We start from the raw sequence: 18,021 nt of genomic DNA, 5'->3' as shown, positions 1-18,021 counted from the left end.
CACGTCGCCACTCACCTGTTCAGGGGGCGGCGACGAGCGCCTGTCGGGCGTACGCCCGCACGTCGGCGTCCGTGTCCTCGAGGGCCGTGGTCAGCGCGCCGACGGCGGCGCGGTCGCCGGACCACCGGCCGAGCGCGAGGACGGCGGCCTTGCGCACGTCGAGGTGCGCATCCGTCAGGGCGTCCACCAGCGCGGGCACCGCGACTTCGGGGTCCGCTCCGGCGAGTGCCCGCGCGGCGCCCTGCCGGATCTGCCAGGCAGACTCCCGCAGCGCCGCCGTCGCGAGGGTCACGTCGTCGCCGTCGCAGCCCAGACTCGCGAACGCCGTGAGCGCGGCGGCGCGCACCAGCGGATCGCGGTCGCGGGCCAGCGAGCGCACGGTGTCGACACCGCCGAGCCCGATGGTGGCCAGGCCGTGCGCGACGGTGATCCGCACTTCCCGGTTCTCGTCGTGCGCGCCCGCCGCCACCGACTCCCACCGGTCCAGCGACACCAGCGCCCGCACCGCTTCGATCCGGACGTGGTGATCACCGTCGGACAGCGCCGTCAGGAACTGCTCCGCCGAACCGGCGTGCAGCGCGCGCAGGACGTCGACCACGGCGGCCCGGACCACGGCGTCACCCGACCCCAGGTGGTCGGCCAGCCCGTCGGCGGACGGCAGCACCTCGACGAGTTCGCGCAGGCCGTCGGCGGCGGCGCGGCGCACCGTCACCGCACCGTCGCCGAGGGCATCGACGAGGGCCGCCCCGAATCCGTCGGGGGTTCCTTCCGTCAGCACCGAGAGGGCCGTGACGCGGACCTGCGGGTCGGCGTCGGCCAGATATGGCGCGAGTTCGGCGACACTCGGCGCGTCGAGTCCGAGGACCGCGACGATGGCCGGTGACGACGGCTCCTGCCGGACCGGCGCCGCGATGCGCGAGCGCTCCTCGACCGGGGCGCGCCCCCCGACCAGCGGCGGCTGCGCGACGGGTACGACCGTCCGGTCCACCGGCGGAAGGGAATCGAGCCCGGGCACCGGCACGAAGTACGGCTCGACGGGGCGCTTGAGGAACTCCATGTCGCCGTTCTCGCCGCGCCGCAGATTCAGGTGGTACCCCCATTCGTCGTCCCGCTGCTCCGGGAGATCCGCACGTTCGTGGTAGAGCCCCCAGCGACTTTCGGTCCTGGTGAGGGAGCTGCGGGACGCCATTTCCGCGCAGTCCCGGATGAAGGTGACCTCCGCGCAGCGCATCAGCTCGTGCGGGGTGGTCGCACCCATCCCGGCGATCTCCCCCGCCATCCGGTCGAACGTCTCGACGGCGATCGACAGCTTCGTCGCCGTCTTCGGCGGCGCGACATAGTCGTTGACGAAGCGGCGCAGCTTGTACTCGACCTGCGGCTGCGGCGGCCCGTCCGGGTTGCGTAGCGGCCGGTAGATCAGCTCGTGCGCGGCGGCCAGCTGCTCCGCGGGCAGCGCGGTGGGGGCCTCGACGCCGGGCAGGGTGCCGGTGGCGTGCGCTCCGGCGAGGTCGCCGTACACGAACGCGCCGATCATGTAGTTGTGGGGGACGCACGCGAGGTCGCCTGCCGCGTACAGGCCGGGGACGGTGGTCGCGCCGTGCTCGTCCACCCACACCCCGGACGCGGAATGTCCGCTGCACAAGCCGATCTCGGAGATGTGCATCTCGATGTCGTGGCTGCGGTAGTCGTGGCCGCGGTTCGCGTGGAACGTGCCGCGGGTGGGGCGTTCGGTGGTGTGCAGGATCGATTCGAGCGTGTCGAGGGTTTCCTCCGGGAGGTGGCTGACCTTGAGATAGATGGGACCGCGGGCCGATTCGATCTCACTCTTGACCTCGCTCATCATCTGCCCCGACCAGTAGTCGGAGTCGACGAACCGCTCCCCCTCCGCGTTCACCTGGTAGCCGCCGAACGGGTTCGCGACGTACGCGCACGCCGGACCGTTGTAGTCCTTGATCAGCGGGTTGATCTGGAAGCATTCGATGCCGCTCAGTTCGGCTCCCGCGTGATAGGCCATCGAGTAGCCGTCACCGGCGTTGGTCGGGTTCTCGTACGTGCCGTAGAGGTACCCCGACGCCGGGAGCCCGAGCCGGCCACACGGACCGGTCGCGAGGATCACCGCTTTTGCCCCGACCGCGACGAACTCACCGGTGCGGGTGTTCAGCGCCGCGGCCCCGACGGCCCGGCCGTTCTCCGTCAGGACCCGGACGGGCATCAGGCGGTTCTCGATGCGGATCTTCTCCCGCATCTTCCGCTGCCGCAGCACCCGGTAGAGGGCCTTCTTCACGTCCTTGCCCTCGGGCATCGGCAGCACGTACGAGCCGGAGCGGTGCACCCGGCGGACCGCGTATTCGCCGTACTCGTCCTTCTCGAACTTCACGCCGTACTTCTCGAGGCGCTGCACCATCGCGAAACCGCGGGTCGCCGTCTGGTACACGGTGCGCTGGTTGACGATTCCGTCGTTGGCTCTGGTGATCTCGGCGACGTAGTCCTCGGGTTCGGCCTTGCCGGGGATGACGGCGTTGTTGACGCCGTCCATTCCCATTGCGAGCGCGCCGGAATGGCGCACGTGCGCCTTCTCGAGCAGGAGCACGTTCGCGCCGTTCTCGGCGGCGGTCAGTGCCGCCATCGTGCCGGCGGTGCCGCCACCGATCACGAGCACGTCGCAATCGAGACGGACGGTGTCGGCGAGGTCGGGGATGTCCATCAGGTCTCCGAAGTGTGGTTCAGTGCGGCGAGCACGTCGGCGCGCGCGGCACGGGTGTCGGGGAGGTCGAGGTGGTCGCGGTCCCGGGGGTGCGGGATGTCGACGAGCGCCCGCAGCGGCTCACCGGCCCGGCCGAGCACCGCGATGCGGTCGCCGAGCAGCACCGCCTCGTCCACGTCGTGGGTCACGAACACCACGGTCGTCGGGTGAGTGCTCCACGTGTCGACGAGCAGTCGCTGCATGACGCCGCGGGTCTGGGTGTCGAGGGCGCCGAACGGCTCGTCCATCATCACGGCCCGCGGCGCCCCGGCGAGGCCGCGCGCCAACTGCACTCGCTGGCGCATGCCGCCGGACAGGTTCTTGGGCAGGAAGTCGCAGAACCCGGTCAGCCCCACCTCCGCGATCCAGCGGTCGGCGGTCGCACGCCGCCCCTTGCGGGGTTCGCCGCGGAGTGCGAGGGCCAGTTCGATGTTCGAGCGCACCGTGCGCCACGGGAGGAGCGCGTTGTCCTGGAAGACGACGGCCCGGTCCCGGGACGTCGATTCCACTGCCGCGCCGTCGGCGACGACGCGGCCCGAATCGGGCGGCAGCAGGCCGGCCAGAGCGCGCAGCACGGTGGACTTGCCGCACCCCGAAGGTCCGGTGAGCACGAGGATCTCGCCGGGAACCACGGTCAGCGACAGCGAACGGATGACGGGGTTTCCCGTGTAGGACAGGGTGACGTCGTCGAGGACCAGCGACATGCCGGCGGCCACGGACGCTGCGGCTGTGGCGGTCATGCGCGCTCCCCTCGTGGCAGCCAGCGGGTGACGCGCCTGCCGAGCAGTTCGACTGCGCCGGACGTCGCGAATCCGAGGATGCCGATGGTGATCATGCCGACGAAGACGCCGGGATAGTCGACGATCGTGTACGCCTGCCAGGTGCGGTAGCCGACTCCGAGCCTGCCGGAGATCATCTCGGCGGAGATCACACAGATCCACGCCACCCCGATCCCGACGGACAATCCACCGAAGACGCCCGGCAGGATTCCGGGCAGCACGACTCGGGACAGCACGTCCCAGCGTCCGCCGCCGAGGGTGCGCACGGAGTCCTCCCACAGTGTCGGGAGGGCCCGGACGGCGTGCCGGGTGCTCACCATGATCGGGAAGAACGCGGCGACGAACGTGATGAACACGATGCCGGCCTCGTCGCTGGGGAACAGCAGGATCGCGACGGGCACCACCGCGATGGCGGGGATCGGACGTGCGAGTTCCGTCAGCGGACCGAGGACGTCGGCGAACAGTTCCGATCTGCCGAGGGCGATTCCGGTGGCCACACCCACCACCGTCGCGAGTCCGAATCCGCTGAGGATGCGGATCAGCGACTGCCCGAGGTCGAGGTAGAACAGGTCGCTCTGCAACTGGGTACCGAACGCGGACACGACGTCGGTGACGGTGGGAAGCGTGTCGAACCGCAGCCACACCCGCACGTCGTTGGCGGTCAACACCTGCCATGCGACGATCGCCGCGATCACGGACGTGATCCGCACGAGGCGTGAGCGCCACGGCGAGGTTCGTCGGCGCGTCGATGCCGGATCGTGTTCTTCGGCAGCGACTTCGGTATCGACCAGGACCGTCGGCTGGTGCAGTGTGGTCACTGGCGCACCTCCTCGACCGCGCGGTCGTACGTGATCACGCCGCCCGTGGGGTGTGCGCGCAGGTACCGGTCTGCGGCGGCGCCGGTGGTGAAGGGCAGGAAGTTGTCGCCGTCGCGCACCCACACCGATTTGTCGGCGAACCATCGGGTGCCCAGTTCGGCGTCGGGCACGTACGCGGCGCGGACGGTGCGGCCCTCGGCCCGGGCCTGTTTCACCGCCCGGAGCAGGCACGTCGGGTTCGCGGCCGGCTGCGTCTCGGTGGCGCCGTCGAACCAGACCTCCCCGGCCAGCGACGGATCGCCCGGGGCGGTGGCGCACACGGGATCGGTGCCGGTGACCGACGTCGGGTTGGCGGTGGACGCGAGCGTGGCGTCGTAGTCCTGCCCGTCGGCCTCGAACGCGGACCGGAGCGGAGCGTCGTTCACGAAACCGTCGACGTCGAGGTCGGCGAAGTCGCCGATCGACTTCAGGTACGGCACATCGTTCTTCAGCGCACCGATCAGGCCGGGCTTGAGCGTGGTGTCGAACGACGTGCCGCCCGGGCCGTTGTACAGGTACACGACCTCCTGGGGCAGGCCGCTCGCGTCGGCCACGATCCGCGACGCCTCGAGCGGTTGCGTCTGGACGAACCGCGTGGCGTCGAGCTGCGCCCGGAGGAACGCGTCGAGAACCTCGGGGTGTTCGTCCGCGTAGGCCTCGCGGGCCACCACACCGTGCAGGGTCGGGGTTCGGAGTTCGGCGCCGTCGAACAGCAGCTTGGCCTTGTCCTGGAAGACGAGAAGCCCGGGCCAGGCGACGAACTGCGACAGCGCCGCCACCTGACCGGATTCCAGGGCGGAGGATCCGACCTGCGGCTGCTGGTTGAGCACCTCGACGCCGGTGCCCGGGTCGATTCCGGCGCGGTCGAGGGCCTGCACGAGGGTGCCGTGACCTGCGGAGCCGACGCTCGCGGACACTTTCTTGCCGGCCAGGTCGCCGAGGGCGGTGGCCGGTGAATTCGGCGGCACCACCACCATGTTCAGTGCGCCGTTCGGGTTGTAGCCGGTGACCGAGACGATCTCCGTCTTCGAGCGCGGATTCGCCTGGGTGCGGGAGCCGTTGATCAGCATCGGGTAGTCGCCCATCGATCCGATGTCGATCTTCTCGGCCACCATCTGGGCGGTGATCGGCGCACCGGTGTCGTAGTCCTGCCACTCGACGGAGTACTTCGTCCCGGTCTGCTCCGTCACGTCCTGCAGGCGCTGTTCGAGGTATCCCTGCGCGCGCAGCAGCGTTCCGGCGGTGACGGTGTTGATCGTCTTGGACTGGTACCCGATCACGAGCGTGACCGCGTCCCCGTTGTCGGCCGACGGTTCGAGGGAGCAACTCGTCGCCACGAGTGTCAGTGCCGCGGCGGCGATCGCGAAGGTGGAAGAGCGTCGCTTCATCTGGGTGGTCTTTCGCTCAGCGGAGGAGGTACGGCATGTTCACGGTGACCGCGCCGGTCGGGCAGCGAGCCGCGCAGGGACCGCAGTACCAGCATTCGTCGACGTGCATGAAGGCCTTGCCGTTCTCCGGGTTGATGGCCAGCGAATCGAGTGGGCAGATCTCGACGCACAGGGTGCAGCCCTCGATGCACAGCGACTCGTCGATGGTGACGGGTACGTCTGCTCGTTGATTGACCAAGGTCATGAGGTGAGCTCCCAGTTCGTGATGTCGGGTCGGCGGACGAGGCTGCTGCGCATGGTGATTCGGTCACCGCGCATGCGGATGTATTCGAGGTCGACGGGACGTCCGTCGACGAGCCGGGTGAGGCGTTCGAGCAACAGGAGCGCCGCACCCTCGGGCGTCTGGAGGTTCGCGGCGGAATGGGCGTCGGCGTTCACGGATTCGATCGCCAGATCGGCGGAGCCGAGGGGCTGACCGCAGACTTCCTCGATCAGTGCGAACACGTCGTTGGTTTCGAGGTCGTGACCGAGGATTTCGGCTCCGATGTCGGGGACGAGGTAGGTGAGGTCCAGGCTGAGCGGCAGGTCGCCCAGGTACCGCACCCGTTCGATGTAGACAGCGGGGTCGCCCGGCTCCAGCTGCAGGCGGCGGGCGACGGCGGGCGGCGGGCTGATCTCCCGGGCGGCGCGGACGTCGTTGCGGACCTCTCCGTGCCCCTTCAGCGTCTCCTTCAGCCCGAGCAGGGCGTCGAGACCGTGGTCGTACTTGCGCTGCGCCACGTGGGTTCCCACCCGCGGGGCCCGGTCGATGAGCCCCTCTTGCTTGAGCAGTGCCAGTCCGTCGCGTACCGCATTGCGCGACACGCCGAACTCGGCGGCCAGCTCCGATTCCGACGGCAATCCGCGCTCGGCGAAGGAGTCAGCGTGGATCTGCTGACGGAGCAGGTCGGCGAATCTGCGCGCATGGTCTGCGCGGGAACTGCGCGACGCCGTCTGGAGGGGAGTCGGATTCACCACCATGGTTTCCTTCGTCGATAGTGCGTGTGAGCTGGACGAAGACAAACGCTAACGGCAGTCGGCGGGGCCCGGAGTCGCCGCGAACCGCCGCTCGGGGCGCCCCCGCGAATCGGCCGGGTCCGCGCCGGGCCCGAACCGCCTCACCAGCCAAAACCCGGCAACGACCCGGGAATGCGCCAGGCCGGGCCGGGCCCGGAAGTTTCAATCAGGGTGATTCGAAGTGGCGACGTCCACCCGGCGAGCACTCGAGTCTAGGTTAGGCTTACCTTCTATTTTCGTCCCGAAGGAGTCGTTGCCGTGTTCGCACCCACCGCCAGACGTCAGATCGCCGTCGCACTCGCCGTGACCAGTTCGTCCCTCTTCCTCGCCGCGTGCTCGTCCGGCGACAGCGGAGGAACCACGGAAGCGTCCGGTGAGGGGTTTCCGGTCACCCTCGAGAACACGTTCGGATCGACCACCCTCGACGCGGCACCCGAACGTATCGTCACGCTCGGATGGAATGCCCAGGACGTCGTCTACGCGCTCGGCGAGGCACCGGTCGGCATGCCGAAGTACACGTACGGCGCCGAGGCGAACGGTGTGATGCCCTGGCTGCAGGACCGATTCGATCCGTCCGAGACCACGTTGCTCGACACGGCCACGTCCACCCCCATCGAGGGCGTCGCCTCGCTGGCGCCGGACGTCGTGCTCGCCCCCTACGAGGGATTCGACCAGGCGACGTACGAGAAGCTGTCGGGAATCGCCCCCACGGTGGCCTACCCGGACAAGGCGTGGCAGACCACGTGGCAGGACCAGACCACGCTGGTCGGACAGGCACTCGGCAAGAGCGCCGAGGCGGAACAGCTGGTGGCCGGTCTCGACGACACCCTCGCTCGGACCGCCGCCGCGCACCCCGAGTTCGCCGGCAAGACGATCTCGGTGATCAACTTCGACACCGATGCCGCGACGGTCAACGTCTACATGCCCTCCGATCCCCGCGTCCAGGTGCTGACCCAGCTCGGGTTCACCGTGTCTCCCGGCGTGCAGAAGCTGGCCGCTGCCAATGATCCGGACAAGTTCTTCGCCGACATCTCCGTGGAGAACATCTCCGATGTCGACGCCGACGTCGTGGTCGCGTTCGTCCCGGAGAACACCACCGTCGCCGCGAACCCGGCCTACGCGAACCTCGGTGCCATCGGGCGTGGAACCGCGGTCACGCTGTCGGACACGAAGATCATCTCGGGGCTCAGCCAGACCAGCGTTCTCGCGACTCCGTGGGTGCTGGACAAGCTGACACCTCAACTGAGCGAGGCCGCCACGAAAGCGGGTGCCTGAACTCCCGCCTGACAGGCGGTGTCGGGCGTAGCGTGATTCGAGACACAATTTTCCGCTGTGCCCGCATCAGGAACGCTCGCCGAAAGCAGGTATGCGATGACGCAGATGTCCGAAAGACACACCGCGAAGGTCATCGGCGTCACCGTCGCCGCCGCGGTAGGTGGATTTCTCTTCGGTTTCGACAGCTCGGTCATCAACGGTGCCGTCGACTCCATTCAGGGCCACTTCGAGCTCGGGTCGTTCTTCACGGGCTTCGCCGTGGCGATCGCCCTGCTCGGATGTGCTGTGGGCGCATGGTTTGCGGGTCGTCTCGCGGACCGCTGGGGCCGCAAGAAAGTGATGCTGCTCGGTTCGGTGCTGTTCGTCGTGTCCTCACTCGGAGCGGGTCTCGCGTTCAGCGTCCCCGACCTGATGCTGTGGCGCGTCCTCGGCGGCCTCGGCATCGGTATCGCGTCGGTCATTGCGCCCACGTACATCTCGGAGATCGCGCCGGCCCGCTACCGCGGCGCATTGGCGTCGCTGCAGCAGTTGGCCATTACTCTCGGCATCTTCGCCGCGCTGCTGTCGGACGCGGTGCTGCAGAACGCCGCCGGCGGCGCCTCCAACGAGTTGTGGCTGAACCTCGAAGCCTGGCGCTGGATGTTCATCGTCGGTGTGGTCCCCGCGGTCGTGTACGGCATTCTCGCCCTGCTCATTCCCGAGTCTCCGCGGTACCTCGTGGGCAAGCACCTCGATCAGGAGGCGGCCGACATCCTCGCGAACATCACCGGCGAACTCGACCCGCACGAGCGCGTCTCCGAGATCCGGCTGACCCTCCGCCACGAATCGACGGCGTCGTTCGACGATATTCGCGGCCCGAAGTTCGGGCTGCAGCCCATCGTCTGGGTCGGCATATTCATGGCCATCTTCCAGCAGTTCGTGGGCATCAACGCGATCTTCTACTACTCCACCACGCTCTGGAAGTCGGTGGGCTTCACCGAGAACGAGTCGTTCACCACGTCGGTGATCACCGCGATCATCAACGTGGGCATGACGTTCGTCGCCATCCTGTTCGTCGACCGGATCGGCAGGCGCATCCTGCTCATGGTCGGCTCGCTCGGCATGTTCGCGAGCCTGCTCATGGCCGCAATCGCCTTCTCCCAGGCGAGTGGCAGCGGCGACGACGTCGTGCTCCCCAGCCCGTGGGGGGCGGTCGCCCTGATCGGCGCCAACCTGTTCGTGATCTTCTTCGCCTCCACCTGGGGCCCGGTCATGTGGGTGATGCTGGGCGAGATGTTCCCCAACAACATGCGCGCCTACGCACTCGGCATCAGCACGGCGGCGAACTGGATCGCGAACTTCACCGTCACGCTGGCATTCCCGCCGCTCACCCGCTCGGTGGGGCTGTGGTTCCTGTACGGACTGTTCGCGTTCTTCGCGTTGCTCTCCTTCTTCTTCGTCCGGTCGAAGGTCCGGGAGACGAAGGGGATGGAGCTCGAGGAGATGCACACCTGACCCAGGCACATACGGATCCGGCCGAATCACACTGTGATTCGGCCGGATTTCTGTGCAACGACTCAGCCCTGCTGCTTCTCCGCGCGCTGCGCATCGAGGTCGGCGACGACGCCGTTCTGCTGCTCGGGGCGCAGGTTCCCGAGGCCGGCGAACCATCCGGTGATCTGCCGGGCGACGTCCTGCGCGGTGAGGCCCAGCTCGGCGTGGATCTGCGCGCGCGACGCGTGGTCGAGGAACTGTTGCGGAACACCGAGATCACGACAGGGGACGTCGACCCCCGCCGCCCGCAACGCGGCGGACACGGTGGAACCGACTCCGCCGTGCAGACCGCTGTCCTCGACGGTGACGACCATCGTGTAGTCCTCGGCGAGCTTCACCAGCGACTCCGGGACCGGCAGGACCCACCGCGGGTCGACGACGGTCGCCGAGATGCCCTGCTGTTCCAGGCGTTCCGCCGCGGCGAGCGCGAGACCGGCGAACGCGCCGACCGACACGATGAGCACGTCGTTCCGCCCGGAGGGGGCGCGAAGGATGTCGACGACGCCGTCGAGGCGGCTCACCGCGGGTACGTCGTCACCGACGGTGCCCTTCGGGAACCGGAGCGCGGTCGGGCCGTCGTCGACGGCCAGTGCCTCGTCCAGTTCCTCCCGCAGGGTGGCGGTATCGCGGGGAGCGGCGACCTTCATTCCGGGGACGATGCCCAGCAGCGACATGTCCCACATGCCGTTGTGGCTGGCACCGTCGTTGCCGGTGATACCCGCGCGGTCGAGAACGAGGGTGACGGGAAGCTTCAGCAGCGCCACGTCCATCAGCAGCTGATCGAACGCGCGGTTGAGGAACGTCGAGTAGACCGCGACCACCGGGTGCAGGCCGCCCAGGGCGAGGCCGGCCGCCGACGTGACGGCGTGCTGCTCGGCGATCCCGACGTCGAACATCCGGTCGGGGTATTTCTCGCCGAACGCGGCGAGACCGGTCGGGCCCGCCATCGCCGCGGTGATCGCCACGATGTCCTGCCGGTGACTCGCCTGATCGATCAGCTCGGCCGAGAACACCGACGTCCAGTCGGCGGACGCCGACCCGGTCCCCCTACCGGTGATCGGGTCGATCACGCCGGTCGAGTGCATCTGATCGGCGACGTGGTTCTCGGCGGGCGCGTAACCCATGCCCTTGCGGGTGACGGCGTGGACGATGACCGGGCCACCGAACGCCTTCGCGCGGCGCAGCGCGGATTCGAGCGCGGCCTCGTCGTGTCCGTCGACCGGTCCGAGGTACTTGATGCCCAGGTCCGTGAACATCACCTGCGGGGCCACGGCGTCCTTGAGGCCCGCCTTCATGCCGTGGAGGACCGAGTAGGCGGTGCGGCCCACCCAGGGAAGTTTCTTCACCATCCGGCGGCCACTGTCGAGGATGCGTTCGTATCCCGGCTGGAGACGGAGGGCGGCGAGGTGATCGGCGAGACCACCGATGGTCGGTGCGTACGAGCGGCCGTTGTCGTTGACGACGATGACCACCGAGCGGTCCTTGCCTGCCGCGATGTTGTTCAGGGCCTCCCAGCACATGCCGCCGGTCAGCGCACCGTCACCCACGACGGCGACGACGTGGCGGTCCTGACCGGTCAGTTCGAAGGCCTTCGCGAGGCCGTCCGCGTACGACAGCGACGCCGACGCGTGCGAGGACTCGACCCAGTCGTGATCGCTCTCCGCCCGGCACGGGTACCCGGACAGGCCGCCCTGCTTGCGGAGCGAGTCGAAATCGTCCTTGCGGCCGGTGAGGATCTTGTGGACGTACGCCTGATGGCCCGTGTCGAAGATGATCGGGTCGGCGGGCGAATCGAAGATGCGGTGCAACGCGAGGGTCAGCTCGACGACGCCCAGGTTGGGGCCGAGATGACCACCGGTCGCCGCGACCTTCTGCACGAGGAACTCGCGAATCTCCGCGGCGAGCTGCTTCATCTCCGCCGAATTCAGCTGACGAAGATCGTCAGGCGTCTGGATACGGGCAAGAACACCCAACGAGATCGCTCCCTCCGTGATGCACGCGGCCTTGCGTGCCTCTGCCGTGGCTTCGTGTCACGTCACAGTGGAACCAGTCTACGGAGCCGCCGGAGTGCGGGACACACGGTAGGGGCCGGTGCGGCCCGGTATCGCGGGCTCGTCCTCGGGCATCCCGGCCACGACCGTGACCGGCTTCACACAATTGTGCCGCCGGACGGGCCCCTCGGAACACCCGACAGCTGTCGTGAACAGCCTCTAGGGTCGACTCATGAGCACCGTCGTGGACGCGCTGATCGGGAAAGTCTTCGCCGCGACCCGGGAGAACCGCAGCGGCGAGCTCGCCGACTACATTCCCGAACTCGCCGCGGTCGCCCCCGACTCGTTCGGAATCTGCATCGCCACCGTGGACGGCTACGTGTACGAGGTGGGCGACACCCGCCTGCCCTTCACGATCCAGTCCATCTCGAAACCGTTCACGTACGCCCTGGCGCTCGCCGATCGCGGGTCCGACGCGGTCGCCGAGAAGATCGACGTCGAACCGTCCGGGGAACCATTCAACGAGATCAGCCTCGACCCGCGGACGGAGCGACCACGCAATCCGATGATCAACGCCGGGGCGATCACCGCCGCGTCGCTGGTGGCCGGGCCGGACGTGGACACAAGGTTCGAACGGATCCGGGCCGAGTACTCCCGGTACGCGGGACGGGACCTGACGTTCAACCGGTCGGTGTACGAGTCCGAGTCACGGACCGGGCACCGCAACCGGGCGATCGGCCACATGCTGCGTTCGTTCGGCATCATCACCGGCGACCCCGACGAGACGGTCGACCTCTACTTCCGCCAGTGCTCCATCGACGTGACGTGCCGGGACCTGAGCCTGATGGCCGCGACGATGGCGAACAACGGCGTCAACCCCGTCACCCGGGACACCGTTCTCGAACCGGCCCTCGTCGAGCGCGTTCTGAGCGTGATGTCGACGTGCGGCATGTACGACGCCGCGGGCAAGTGGGTGTACGAGGTGGGGTTGCCTGCCAAGAGCGGCGTCGGCGGCGGCATCGTCGCGGTCCTGCCCGGCCAGATCGGCATCGCCGTCTACTCGCCGCGCCTCGACGCGCACGGGAACAGCGTGCGCGGGGTGGAGGCGTGCCGGGCCCTGTCGAACGACCTGGAGCTGCATTTCCTGCACGTCACCCGCGCCGCCCGGTCGGCGATCCGTGCCACGTACTCCGTCGTCGACAGTCCGTCGCGGATGCGGCGCACTCCCGCCGAACGGGCCGCCCTCGACGACGTCGGCAAGCGCAGCCGGATCTACGAGCTGCACGGGGATCTGCTCTTCGCCGGCGCGGAGTCCGCGGTGCGCGAGATCGGCGGGGTCGAGAACGAGCTCGAGGTCGTGGTGATCGACGTGCGGCGGGTGGACGACGTCGGCGGCATCGCGCGCCGCATGCTCGAGAGTCTGCGCGACGAACTCACCCGTCGCGGCTGCGCGGTCGCCCTCGTCGATCCGGCGGCCCTGCTCGGCTACACGCATTCGGATCTCACCGGTGCGAGCGGCCGGGTGTTCGCCGACCTCGAAGCCGCCTTGCAGTGGTCCGAGGACACCCTCCTCGATCGGCACTGCGCCGCCCTTCGTCAGCCGGCAACCATCGACGTCGCGCACCATCCGGTGCTGGCCGGGCTGCGACCGGAGCAGTTGCGGCTACTCACCCGCGAACTCGATATCCGCACGTTTGCCCGCGACGAGCAGATCATCCAACGAGGCGACCGGGCGTGCGGGCTGTTCCTGATCCTGTCGGGCCGGGTCAGCATGCGAGTCACCGATTCCGGGGGCGCCGTGTACCGGATCATGACCCTGTCGACGGGCATGACCTTCGGCGAGATGACGATGCTGCTGGACCTACGCTTTCTCAATGACGTGTGCGCCGACTCCGAGGTCACCGTCGCCGTTCTCCCCGCGGATCGGTATGCCGACATGGCCGTCACGGAGCCCGGACTCAAACTCGCTCTCCTCGAACGACTGGCTGCCGGCGCCTATGAGCAACTCGACGTGATGCTGCGGTCGCTGCTTCGGCCCTGATCGAGGATCGCCCACAGGAAATCCGATTGCCCGAACCGGAAAAATCGGACAGGCTGGGGGCTCGGAATCGACGACGCTCGAATCGAAAGCAGGGTGCAATGCTCACAGCGACAAAGCTGGCCATCGAGACGACGGGACTCGTCAAGACGTTCGGATCCACCCACGCGGTCGACGGCCTGGATCTGGCCGTCCCCCTCGGCGGCGTGTACGGCGTCCTCGGACCGAACGGCGCGGGCAAGACCACCGCGATCCGGATGCTGGCCACACTCCTGCCCCTCGACGGTGGAACGGCCACCGTGCTGGGGCACGACGTCGCGAGCGAGCCGGACGCCGTGCGCAGCAAGGTCTCCCTCACCGGACAGTTCGCCTCGCTCGACGAGGATCTGACGGGCAGCGAGAACCTGCTGCTGCTCGGCCGGCTGTACGGGTACTCCCGCGCGGCGGCCCGCACCCGGTCCGAACAGTTGCTGACCGCGTTCGGGCTCGACGAAGCGGGCAATCGGCAGGTGAAGAACTACTCCGGCGGTATGCGGCGCAGGCTCGACATCGCGGCCAGCATCATCGTCACTCCGGAGATGATCTTCCTGGACGAGCCCACGACCGGTCTCGATCCGCGCAGCCGCAATCAGGTGTGGGAGATCGTCCGCGCGCTGGTGGCCGGCGGAACGACGGTGCTGCTGACCACGCAGTACCTCGACGAGGCCGATCAACTCGCCGATCGGGTGGCCGTCATCGACCACGGCAAGGTCATCGCCGAGGGCACCACCGGCGAACTGAAGGCCTCCGTCGGATCCGGGGCCCTGCACGTGCGGGTCACCGACATCGCCACCCGTTCCGCCGCGGCGGCGCTGCTGCGCGACGTGCTCGAGGTGCCGATCGTCGAAGAAGCGGACCCGGCCGCCCTCACCGCCCGTATCGACGACCCGGCCCGGGTCGCGCGGGCGCTGCCCGCACTCGACGACGCCGGAATCGCCGTCAGCACATTCGCATTGGGGCAACCGAGCCTCGACGAAGTCTTCCTCTCCCTCACCGGCCGACCCACCGAGGAGCATGCGTCATGACCTCCACCACCGACCGGACCACCGACACCGCCACTGCGGTCGCCGACGTCCTGAAGATGCCCGGCCCGAGGCCCGCGAGACCCACCGCGTGGTCCACCTCGCTCTCGTTCGGCTGGCGGGCTCTGCTCAAGATCAAGCACGTCCCCGAGCAACTGTTCGACGTGACGATGTTCCCGATCATGTTCACGTTGATGTTCACGTACCTCTTCGGGGGTGCGCTGGCCGGTTCGACCAGCGCCTACGTCCAGTTCCTGCTGCCGGGCATCCTGGTGCAGACGGTCGTCATGATCACCATGTACACCGGCCTGACGCTCAACAAGGACATCGAGAAGGGTGTGTTCGACCGGTTCCGGTCGCTCCCGATCTGGCGTCCGTCTCCCCTCGTGGGCGCGTTGCTCGGTGACGTCGTCCGCTACACGATCGCCTCGATCATCGTCCTGCTCCTGGGGCTCGTCCTGGGGTTCCGCCCGGACGGCGGCCTCGTCGGTGTGGTGGCGTCGATCGGCCTGCTGCTGCTGTTCTCGTTCAGCCTGTCCTGGATCTGGACGATGTTCGCGATGCTCATGCGCACCGAGCAGGCGGTCATGGGGGTGTCGATGTTCATCCTGTTCCCGCTGACATTCGCGAGCAACATCTTCGTCGACCCCGCAACGATGCCGGGCTGGCTGCAGGCGTTCGTCGGCGTCAACCCGATCAGCAAGCTGGTGACGTCCATTCGCGGGCTGATGGCCGGGACGGTGGAGATGGTGGATCTCGCCATCGTGTTCGGGTGGTGCGCCGGGTTCGTGGTGATCTTCGGACCGCTGACGATGCGCCTGTACAACCGTAAATCCTGACGGTGGCGACGACCGATCGCGCCGAGAGATCGGTGACGGTACGGGGATCCGGAATCGTGTCGGCGGTTCCGGATCTCGTGCGCGCCACCGTCACCGTGACCGCGACCCGTCCCGCGGTGGCCGATGCGTTCGAGGCCGTCGCCCGGTCCACTACGGCGGTCACGGACACCCTCCGCGGGTACGGCGTCTCGGGGCCCGACCTCGCGACCACCGGTCTCTCCGTGCACTCCGAGACCACGTGGACCGAGGGCCGGGGCAGCGAGGTGACCGGCTACACCGCCGCGACGACGCTGCAGATCACCGTCCGCGAGGCCGGGGCGTCCGCGTCGTCATCGGCGCAGGTGGTGGCCGCCTGCGTCGGCGCGGGTGGCGACGACATCCGGCTCGGCGGACTCGAATTCGACTTCTCCGACCCTGCTGCGCTGACGGCGACCGCTCGGGACCGTGCCTGGGCCGATGCCCTCGCCAAGGCGGAGCAGTATGCCTCGCTGTCGCGTCGTGCGCTGGGCGAGGTGCTCGACATCTCGGAAGTCGACATCGGTGACGTGTCGCCGCCGGTTGCGAAGGCGTTCGCGGCGGCCGACTCCCCGATCGCCGTCGAACGCGGCGAGAAGCCGACGCGGGTCGACGTCCGGGTGCGGTGGCGTCTCGTCTAGACCCGGGGGCCCCGCTGCTGGACCGACGCGGCGAACGTGTCGTTGAGCTGAGTCAGCGACGTCACCGCCGCGAGCGCCTGTTCCTGGGACCAGCCTTCGAGCATGCCGCGCAGCCGTTCTGCCCGGCGCTCGGTGGTCTCGCGCAGAATGTCCATCCCGTTCGGCGACACCCGAATGCGGGAGGCACGCTTGTCGTGGGGGTCGGCGGCGCGCGACACGTATCCCGCGTCGACCAGTTCGGAAATCTGCCTGCTCAGCGAGGACTGACTGACGCACAGGTCGGCGGCCAGTTCGTTCTGACGGCACTCCCCCCGGGCGGCGAGCACGAAGAGCACGCTCGTCAACGCGGGCGGGATCGGGGTCTCGCCGCTCGCGGAGACGACCGCCCGCAGCGATCGTCCGAGTGCGAACACCGCATCGACGAGCGCTTGCGCTGTATCTGCCTGTACCGACATCCAGTCCCCGTCCCACACACCCACTACTTGCGGGCCGACTATAACGTTTTGTTGCGTTTGGTAAACAACGATGCGCCGGTGTCAGCGCGTCAGCAGCGCAATGCACTCCACGTGGTGGGTGAGAGGGAACGCATCGAACGCGCGCAGCTCGTCGACATGATATCCCTGCGCGAGGTACAGCCCGATGTCGCGGGCGAACGACGCCGGGTCGCACCCCACGTGCACGACCCGTTCGGCGCCCGCCGCGGCGACCGCGTCGATCACGTCACGCCCCGCACCCGCACGCGGCGGATCGAGCACCACGACCCGTGGCGGGGAGGCGAGTCCGGCGATCGCGCGCTCGACCCGCTCGGCGTGGAAACGCACCTGCGGGAGGTCGGAGAGCGCAGCCTTCCCGTCCGACACGGCCTGGCGCGAGGACTCGACGGAGTCCACGTGCCCCGACGGCCCGGCATCACCGGCGAGGGCTGCGGCGAACACACCCACTCCCCCGTACAGGTCCCATGCGGTCTCGCCCGCGGACATCCCGGCCCATTCGGCGACGACTGCCGAATACGTTTCCGCGGCCCCGCGATGCGCCTGCCAGAACCCGGTGGCGGCCAGCGCCCATTCCCGGTCGCACACCCGCTCCACCGGGCGACCCGATCCGACGACCACCCGCTCGGCGCGTGGCGCACCGCTGGCGGCACGGCGAGCCATGGCACCGCGGCGCCCGGGACTCGTGCGGCCGGTCCGCGACACCTTCGGCGGAGCGATCTCGACCACGTGCCGCTCCCCCGCGCTGTCGAGGACGATCTGCACCTCGCTGCCGGGCTTCCAATCGTGCTCGCTCACACCGTCGTAGGCGGCCGACTCGATCTGCGGGCAGGCGAGGTCGGTGACGATCCCGGAACTGCGGTGCCGGTGATAGCCGGGGCGGCCGTCCGGGTCGACGGCGAGCCGCACCCGCGTGCGCCAGCCGGTGCCGTCTCCGGTGCCGGGCAGTTCCTCGACGTCCACGTCCCGCTGCAATCGCGCGAGCCGCGCCAACTGCTCGGACACGACCTGCGCCTTCATGTCCCGCTGCACGTGCAGGCTCGCGTGCGAGAAGTCGCAACACCCCGCGCCGCCCGGACCCGACACCGGGCACACCGGGGTGACCCGCTCCGGGGACGCGTCGAGGATCTCGATCGCGTCGGCCCGGCAGTAGGACCCGCCGCGGTCCTCGGTGACGAGGGCGATCACCCGCTCGCCGGGCAGCCCGTGCCGGACGAAGACGACGCGGCCTTCGTGCCGGGCGACGACGAAACCGCCGTGCCCGGGATTTCCCAGCCGCAGTTCGAGGCGGCGGTCCGACCAGTTCTCACTCAA

General features: G+C 68.8%; 15 protein-coding genes. 6 read left to right on the top strand and 9 right to left on the bottom strand.

Annotated elements, in window-relative coordinates:
* Positions 1–19: 19 nt before the first annotated feature.
* The 6 genes from RHA1_RS33490 to RHA1_RS33465 are packed head-to-tail and all read right to left on the bottom strand — an operon-like array spanning position 20 to position 6,787.
* Positions 20–2,704: a fumarate reductase/succinate dehydrogenase flavoprotein subunit gene (locus RHA1_RS33490; protein WP_050787438.1), complete on the bottom strand. Its 2,685-nt coding sequence runs from the start codon at positions 2,702–2,704 to the stop codon at positions 20–22.
* Positions 2,704–3,483: an ABC transporter ATP-binding protein gene (locus RHA1_RS33485; RefSeq protein WP_011598612.1), complete on the bottom strand. Its 780-nt coding sequence runs from the start codon at positions 3,481–3,483 to the stop codon at positions 2,704–2,706. The genes RHA1_RS33490 and RHA1_RS33485 overlap by 1 nt, the downstream gene beginning before the upstream one ends.
* Complete coding sequence (locus RHA1_RS33480) at positions 3,480–4,340, bottom strand: ABC transporter permease (protein ID WP_011598611.1); 861 nt, start codon at positions 4,338–4,340, stop codon at positions 3,480–3,482. Before RHA1_RS33480 ends, RHA1_RS33485 begins: the two co-directional genes overlap by 4 nt.
* Positions 4,337–5,767, bottom strand: a complete 1,431-nt coding sequence (locus tag RHA1_RS33475; protein ID WP_011598610.1) for an ABC transporter substrate-binding protein — start codon at positions 5,765–5,767, stop codon at positions 4,337–4,339. The genes RHA1_RS33480 and RHA1_RS33475 overlap by 4 nt, the downstream gene beginning before the upstream one ends.
* 16 nt (positions 5,768–5,783) lie before the next feature.
* Positions 5,784–6,011: a 4Fe-4S dicluster domain-containing protein gene (locus RHA1_RS33470; protein ID WP_005240903.1), complete on the bottom strand. Its 228-nt coding sequence runs from the start codon at positions 6,009–6,011 to the stop codon at positions 5,784–5,786.
* Positions 6,008–6,787 carry a GntR family transcriptional regulator gene (locus tag RHA1_RS33465; protein WP_011598609.1) on the bottom strand — a complete coding sequence of 260 codons (780 nt, stop codon included), beginning with the start codon at positions 6,785–6,787 and terminating at the stop codon, positions 6,008–6,010. Before RHA1_RS33465 ends, RHA1_RS33470 begins: the two co-directional genes overlap by 4 nt.
* A gap of 294 nt (positions 6,788–7,081) precedes the next feature.
* On the opposite strand from RHA1_RS33465, the gene RHA1_RS33460 reads away from it, so the two are divergent.
* Together RHA1_RS33460 and RHA1_RS33455 are read left to right on the top strand one after the other, a co-directional pair.
* On the top strand, positions 7,082–8,098 hold the full coding sequence (locus RHA1_RS33460) for an iron-siderophore ABC transporter substrate-binding protein (RefSeq protein WP_011598608.1): 1,017 nt from the start codon (positions 7,082–7,084) through the stop codon (positions 8,096–8,098).
* Positions 8,099–8,194: 96 nt separating this feature from the next.
* Positions 8,195–9,592: a sugar porter family MFS transporter gene (locus RHA1_RS33455; RefSeq protein WP_009480094.1), complete on the top strand. Its 1,398-nt coding sequence runs from the start codon at positions 8,195–8,197 to the stop codon at positions 9,590–9,592.
* Positions 9,593–9,654: 62 nt separating this feature from the next.
* Here the strand turns inward: RHA1_RS33455 and dxs are convergent, their stop codons facing one another.
* A complete protein-coding gene (gene dxs, locus RHA1_RS33450; RefSeq protein ID WP_009480093.1) occupies positions 9,655–11,604 on the bottom strand; it encodes a 1-deoxy-D-xylulose-5-phosphate synthase in 1,950 nt (649 codons plus the stop codon).
* Positions 11,605–11,854: 250 nt separating this feature from the next.
* On the opposite strand from dxs, the gene glsA reads away from it, so the two are divergent.
* The 4 genes from glsA (at position 11,855) to RHA1_RS33430 (ending at position 16,216) form a co-directional block, all read left to right on the top strand.
* Positions 11,855–13,663: a glutaminase A gene (gene glsA, locus RHA1_RS33445; protein ID WP_011598607.1), complete on the top strand. Its 1,809-nt coding sequence runs from the start codon at positions 11,855–11,857 to the stop codon at positions 13,661–13,663.
* Between the two features lie 98 nt (positions 13,664–13,761).
* A complete protein-coding gene (locus RHA1_RS33440) occupies positions 13,762–14,724 on the top strand; it encodes a daunorubicin resistance protein DrrA family ABC transporter ATP-binding protein (protein WP_009480091.1) in 963 nt (320 codons plus the stop codon).
* Positions 14,721–15,560, top strand: coding sequence for an ABC transporter permease (locus RHA1_RS33435; RefSeq protein ID WP_009480090.1), 840 nt, complete (start codon positions 14,721–14,723; stop codon positions 15,558–15,560). Before RHA1_RS33440 ends, RHA1_RS33435 begins: the two co-directional genes overlap by 4 nt.
* Positions 15,557–16,216, top strand: a complete 660-nt coding sequence (locus tag RHA1_RS33430; RefSeq protein ID WP_029537543.1) for an SIMPL domain-containing protein — start codon at positions 15,557–15,559, stop codon at positions 16,214–16,216. The genes RHA1_RS33435 and RHA1_RS33430 overlap by 4 nt, the downstream gene beginning before the upstream one ends.
* Here RHA1_RS33430 and RHA1_RS33425 read toward each other — a convergent pair.
* Together RHA1_RS33425 and RHA1_RS33420 are read right to left on the bottom strand one after the other, a co-directional pair.
* Positions 16,213–16,671 (bottom strand): MarR family winged helix-turn-helix transcriptional regulator, encoded by a 459-nt coding sequence (locus tag RHA1_RS33425; RefSeq protein WP_005240874.1) that lies wholly within the window; start codon positions 16,669–16,671, stop codon positions 16,213–16,215. The two genes, RHA1_RS33430 and RHA1_RS33425, sit on opposite strands and share 4 nt — an antisense overlap.
* 81 nt (positions 16,672–16,752) lie before the next feature.
* Positions 16,753–18,021, bottom strand: coding sequence for a class I SAM-dependent RNA methyltransferase (locus RHA1_RS33420; RefSeq protein ID WP_011598605.1), 1,269 nt, complete (start codon positions 18,019–18,021; stop codon positions 16,753–16,755).

It is taken from the genome of Rhodococcus jostii RHA1 (assembly GCF_000014565.1).
Classification (GTDB): Bacteria; Actinomycetota; Actinomycetes; order Mycobacteriales; family Mycobacteriaceae; genus Rhodococcus_F; species Rhodococcus_F jostii_A.
Note: the sequence above shows the minus strand (reverse complement) of the source record. Positions and strands in the feature narration are given on the sequence as shown.

Bases quoted from the DNA above. Each gene is read 5' to 3' on its own strand.
- RHA1_RS33490 (WP_050787438.1), bottom strand. From the start codon at position 2,704: ATGGACATCCCCGACCTCGCCGACACCGTCCGTCTCGATTGCGACGTG.
- RHA1_RS33485 (WP_011598612.1), bottom strand. From the start codon at position 3,483: ATGACCGCCACAGCCGCAGCGTCCGTGGCCGCCGGCATGTCGCTGGTC.
- RHA1_RS33475 (WP_011598610.1), bottom strand. From the start codon at position 5,767: ATGAAGCGACGCTCTTCCACCTTCGCGATCGCCGCCGCGGCACTGACA.
- RHA1_RS33470 (WP_005240903.1), bottom strand. From the start codon at position 6,011: ATGACCTTGGTCAATCAACGAGCAGACGTACCCGTCACCATCGACGAG.
- RHA1_RS33465 (WP_011598609.1), bottom strand. From the start codon at position 6,787: ATGGTGGTGAATCCGACTCCCCTCCAGACGGCGTCGCGCAGTTCCCGC.
- RHA1_RS33455 (WP_009480094.1), top strand. From the start codon at position 8,195: ATGACGCAGATGTCCGAAAGACACACCGCGAAGGTCATCGGCGTCACC.
- glsA (WP_011598607.1), top strand. From the start codon at position 11,855: ATGAGCACCGTCGTGGACGCGCTGATCGGGAAAGTCTTCGCCGCGACC.
- RHA1_RS33440 (WP_009480091.1), top strand. From the start codon at position 13,762: ATGCTCACAGCGACAAAGCTGGCCATCGAGACGACGGGACTCGTCAAG.
- RHA1_RS33435 (WP_009480090.1), top strand. From the start codon at position 14,721: ATGACCTCCACCACCGACCGGACCACCGACACCGCCACTGCGGTCGCC.
- RHA1_RS33425 (WP_005240874.1), bottom strand. From the start codon at position 16,671: ATGTCGGTACAGGCAGATACAGCGCAAGCGCTCGTCGATGCGGTGTTC.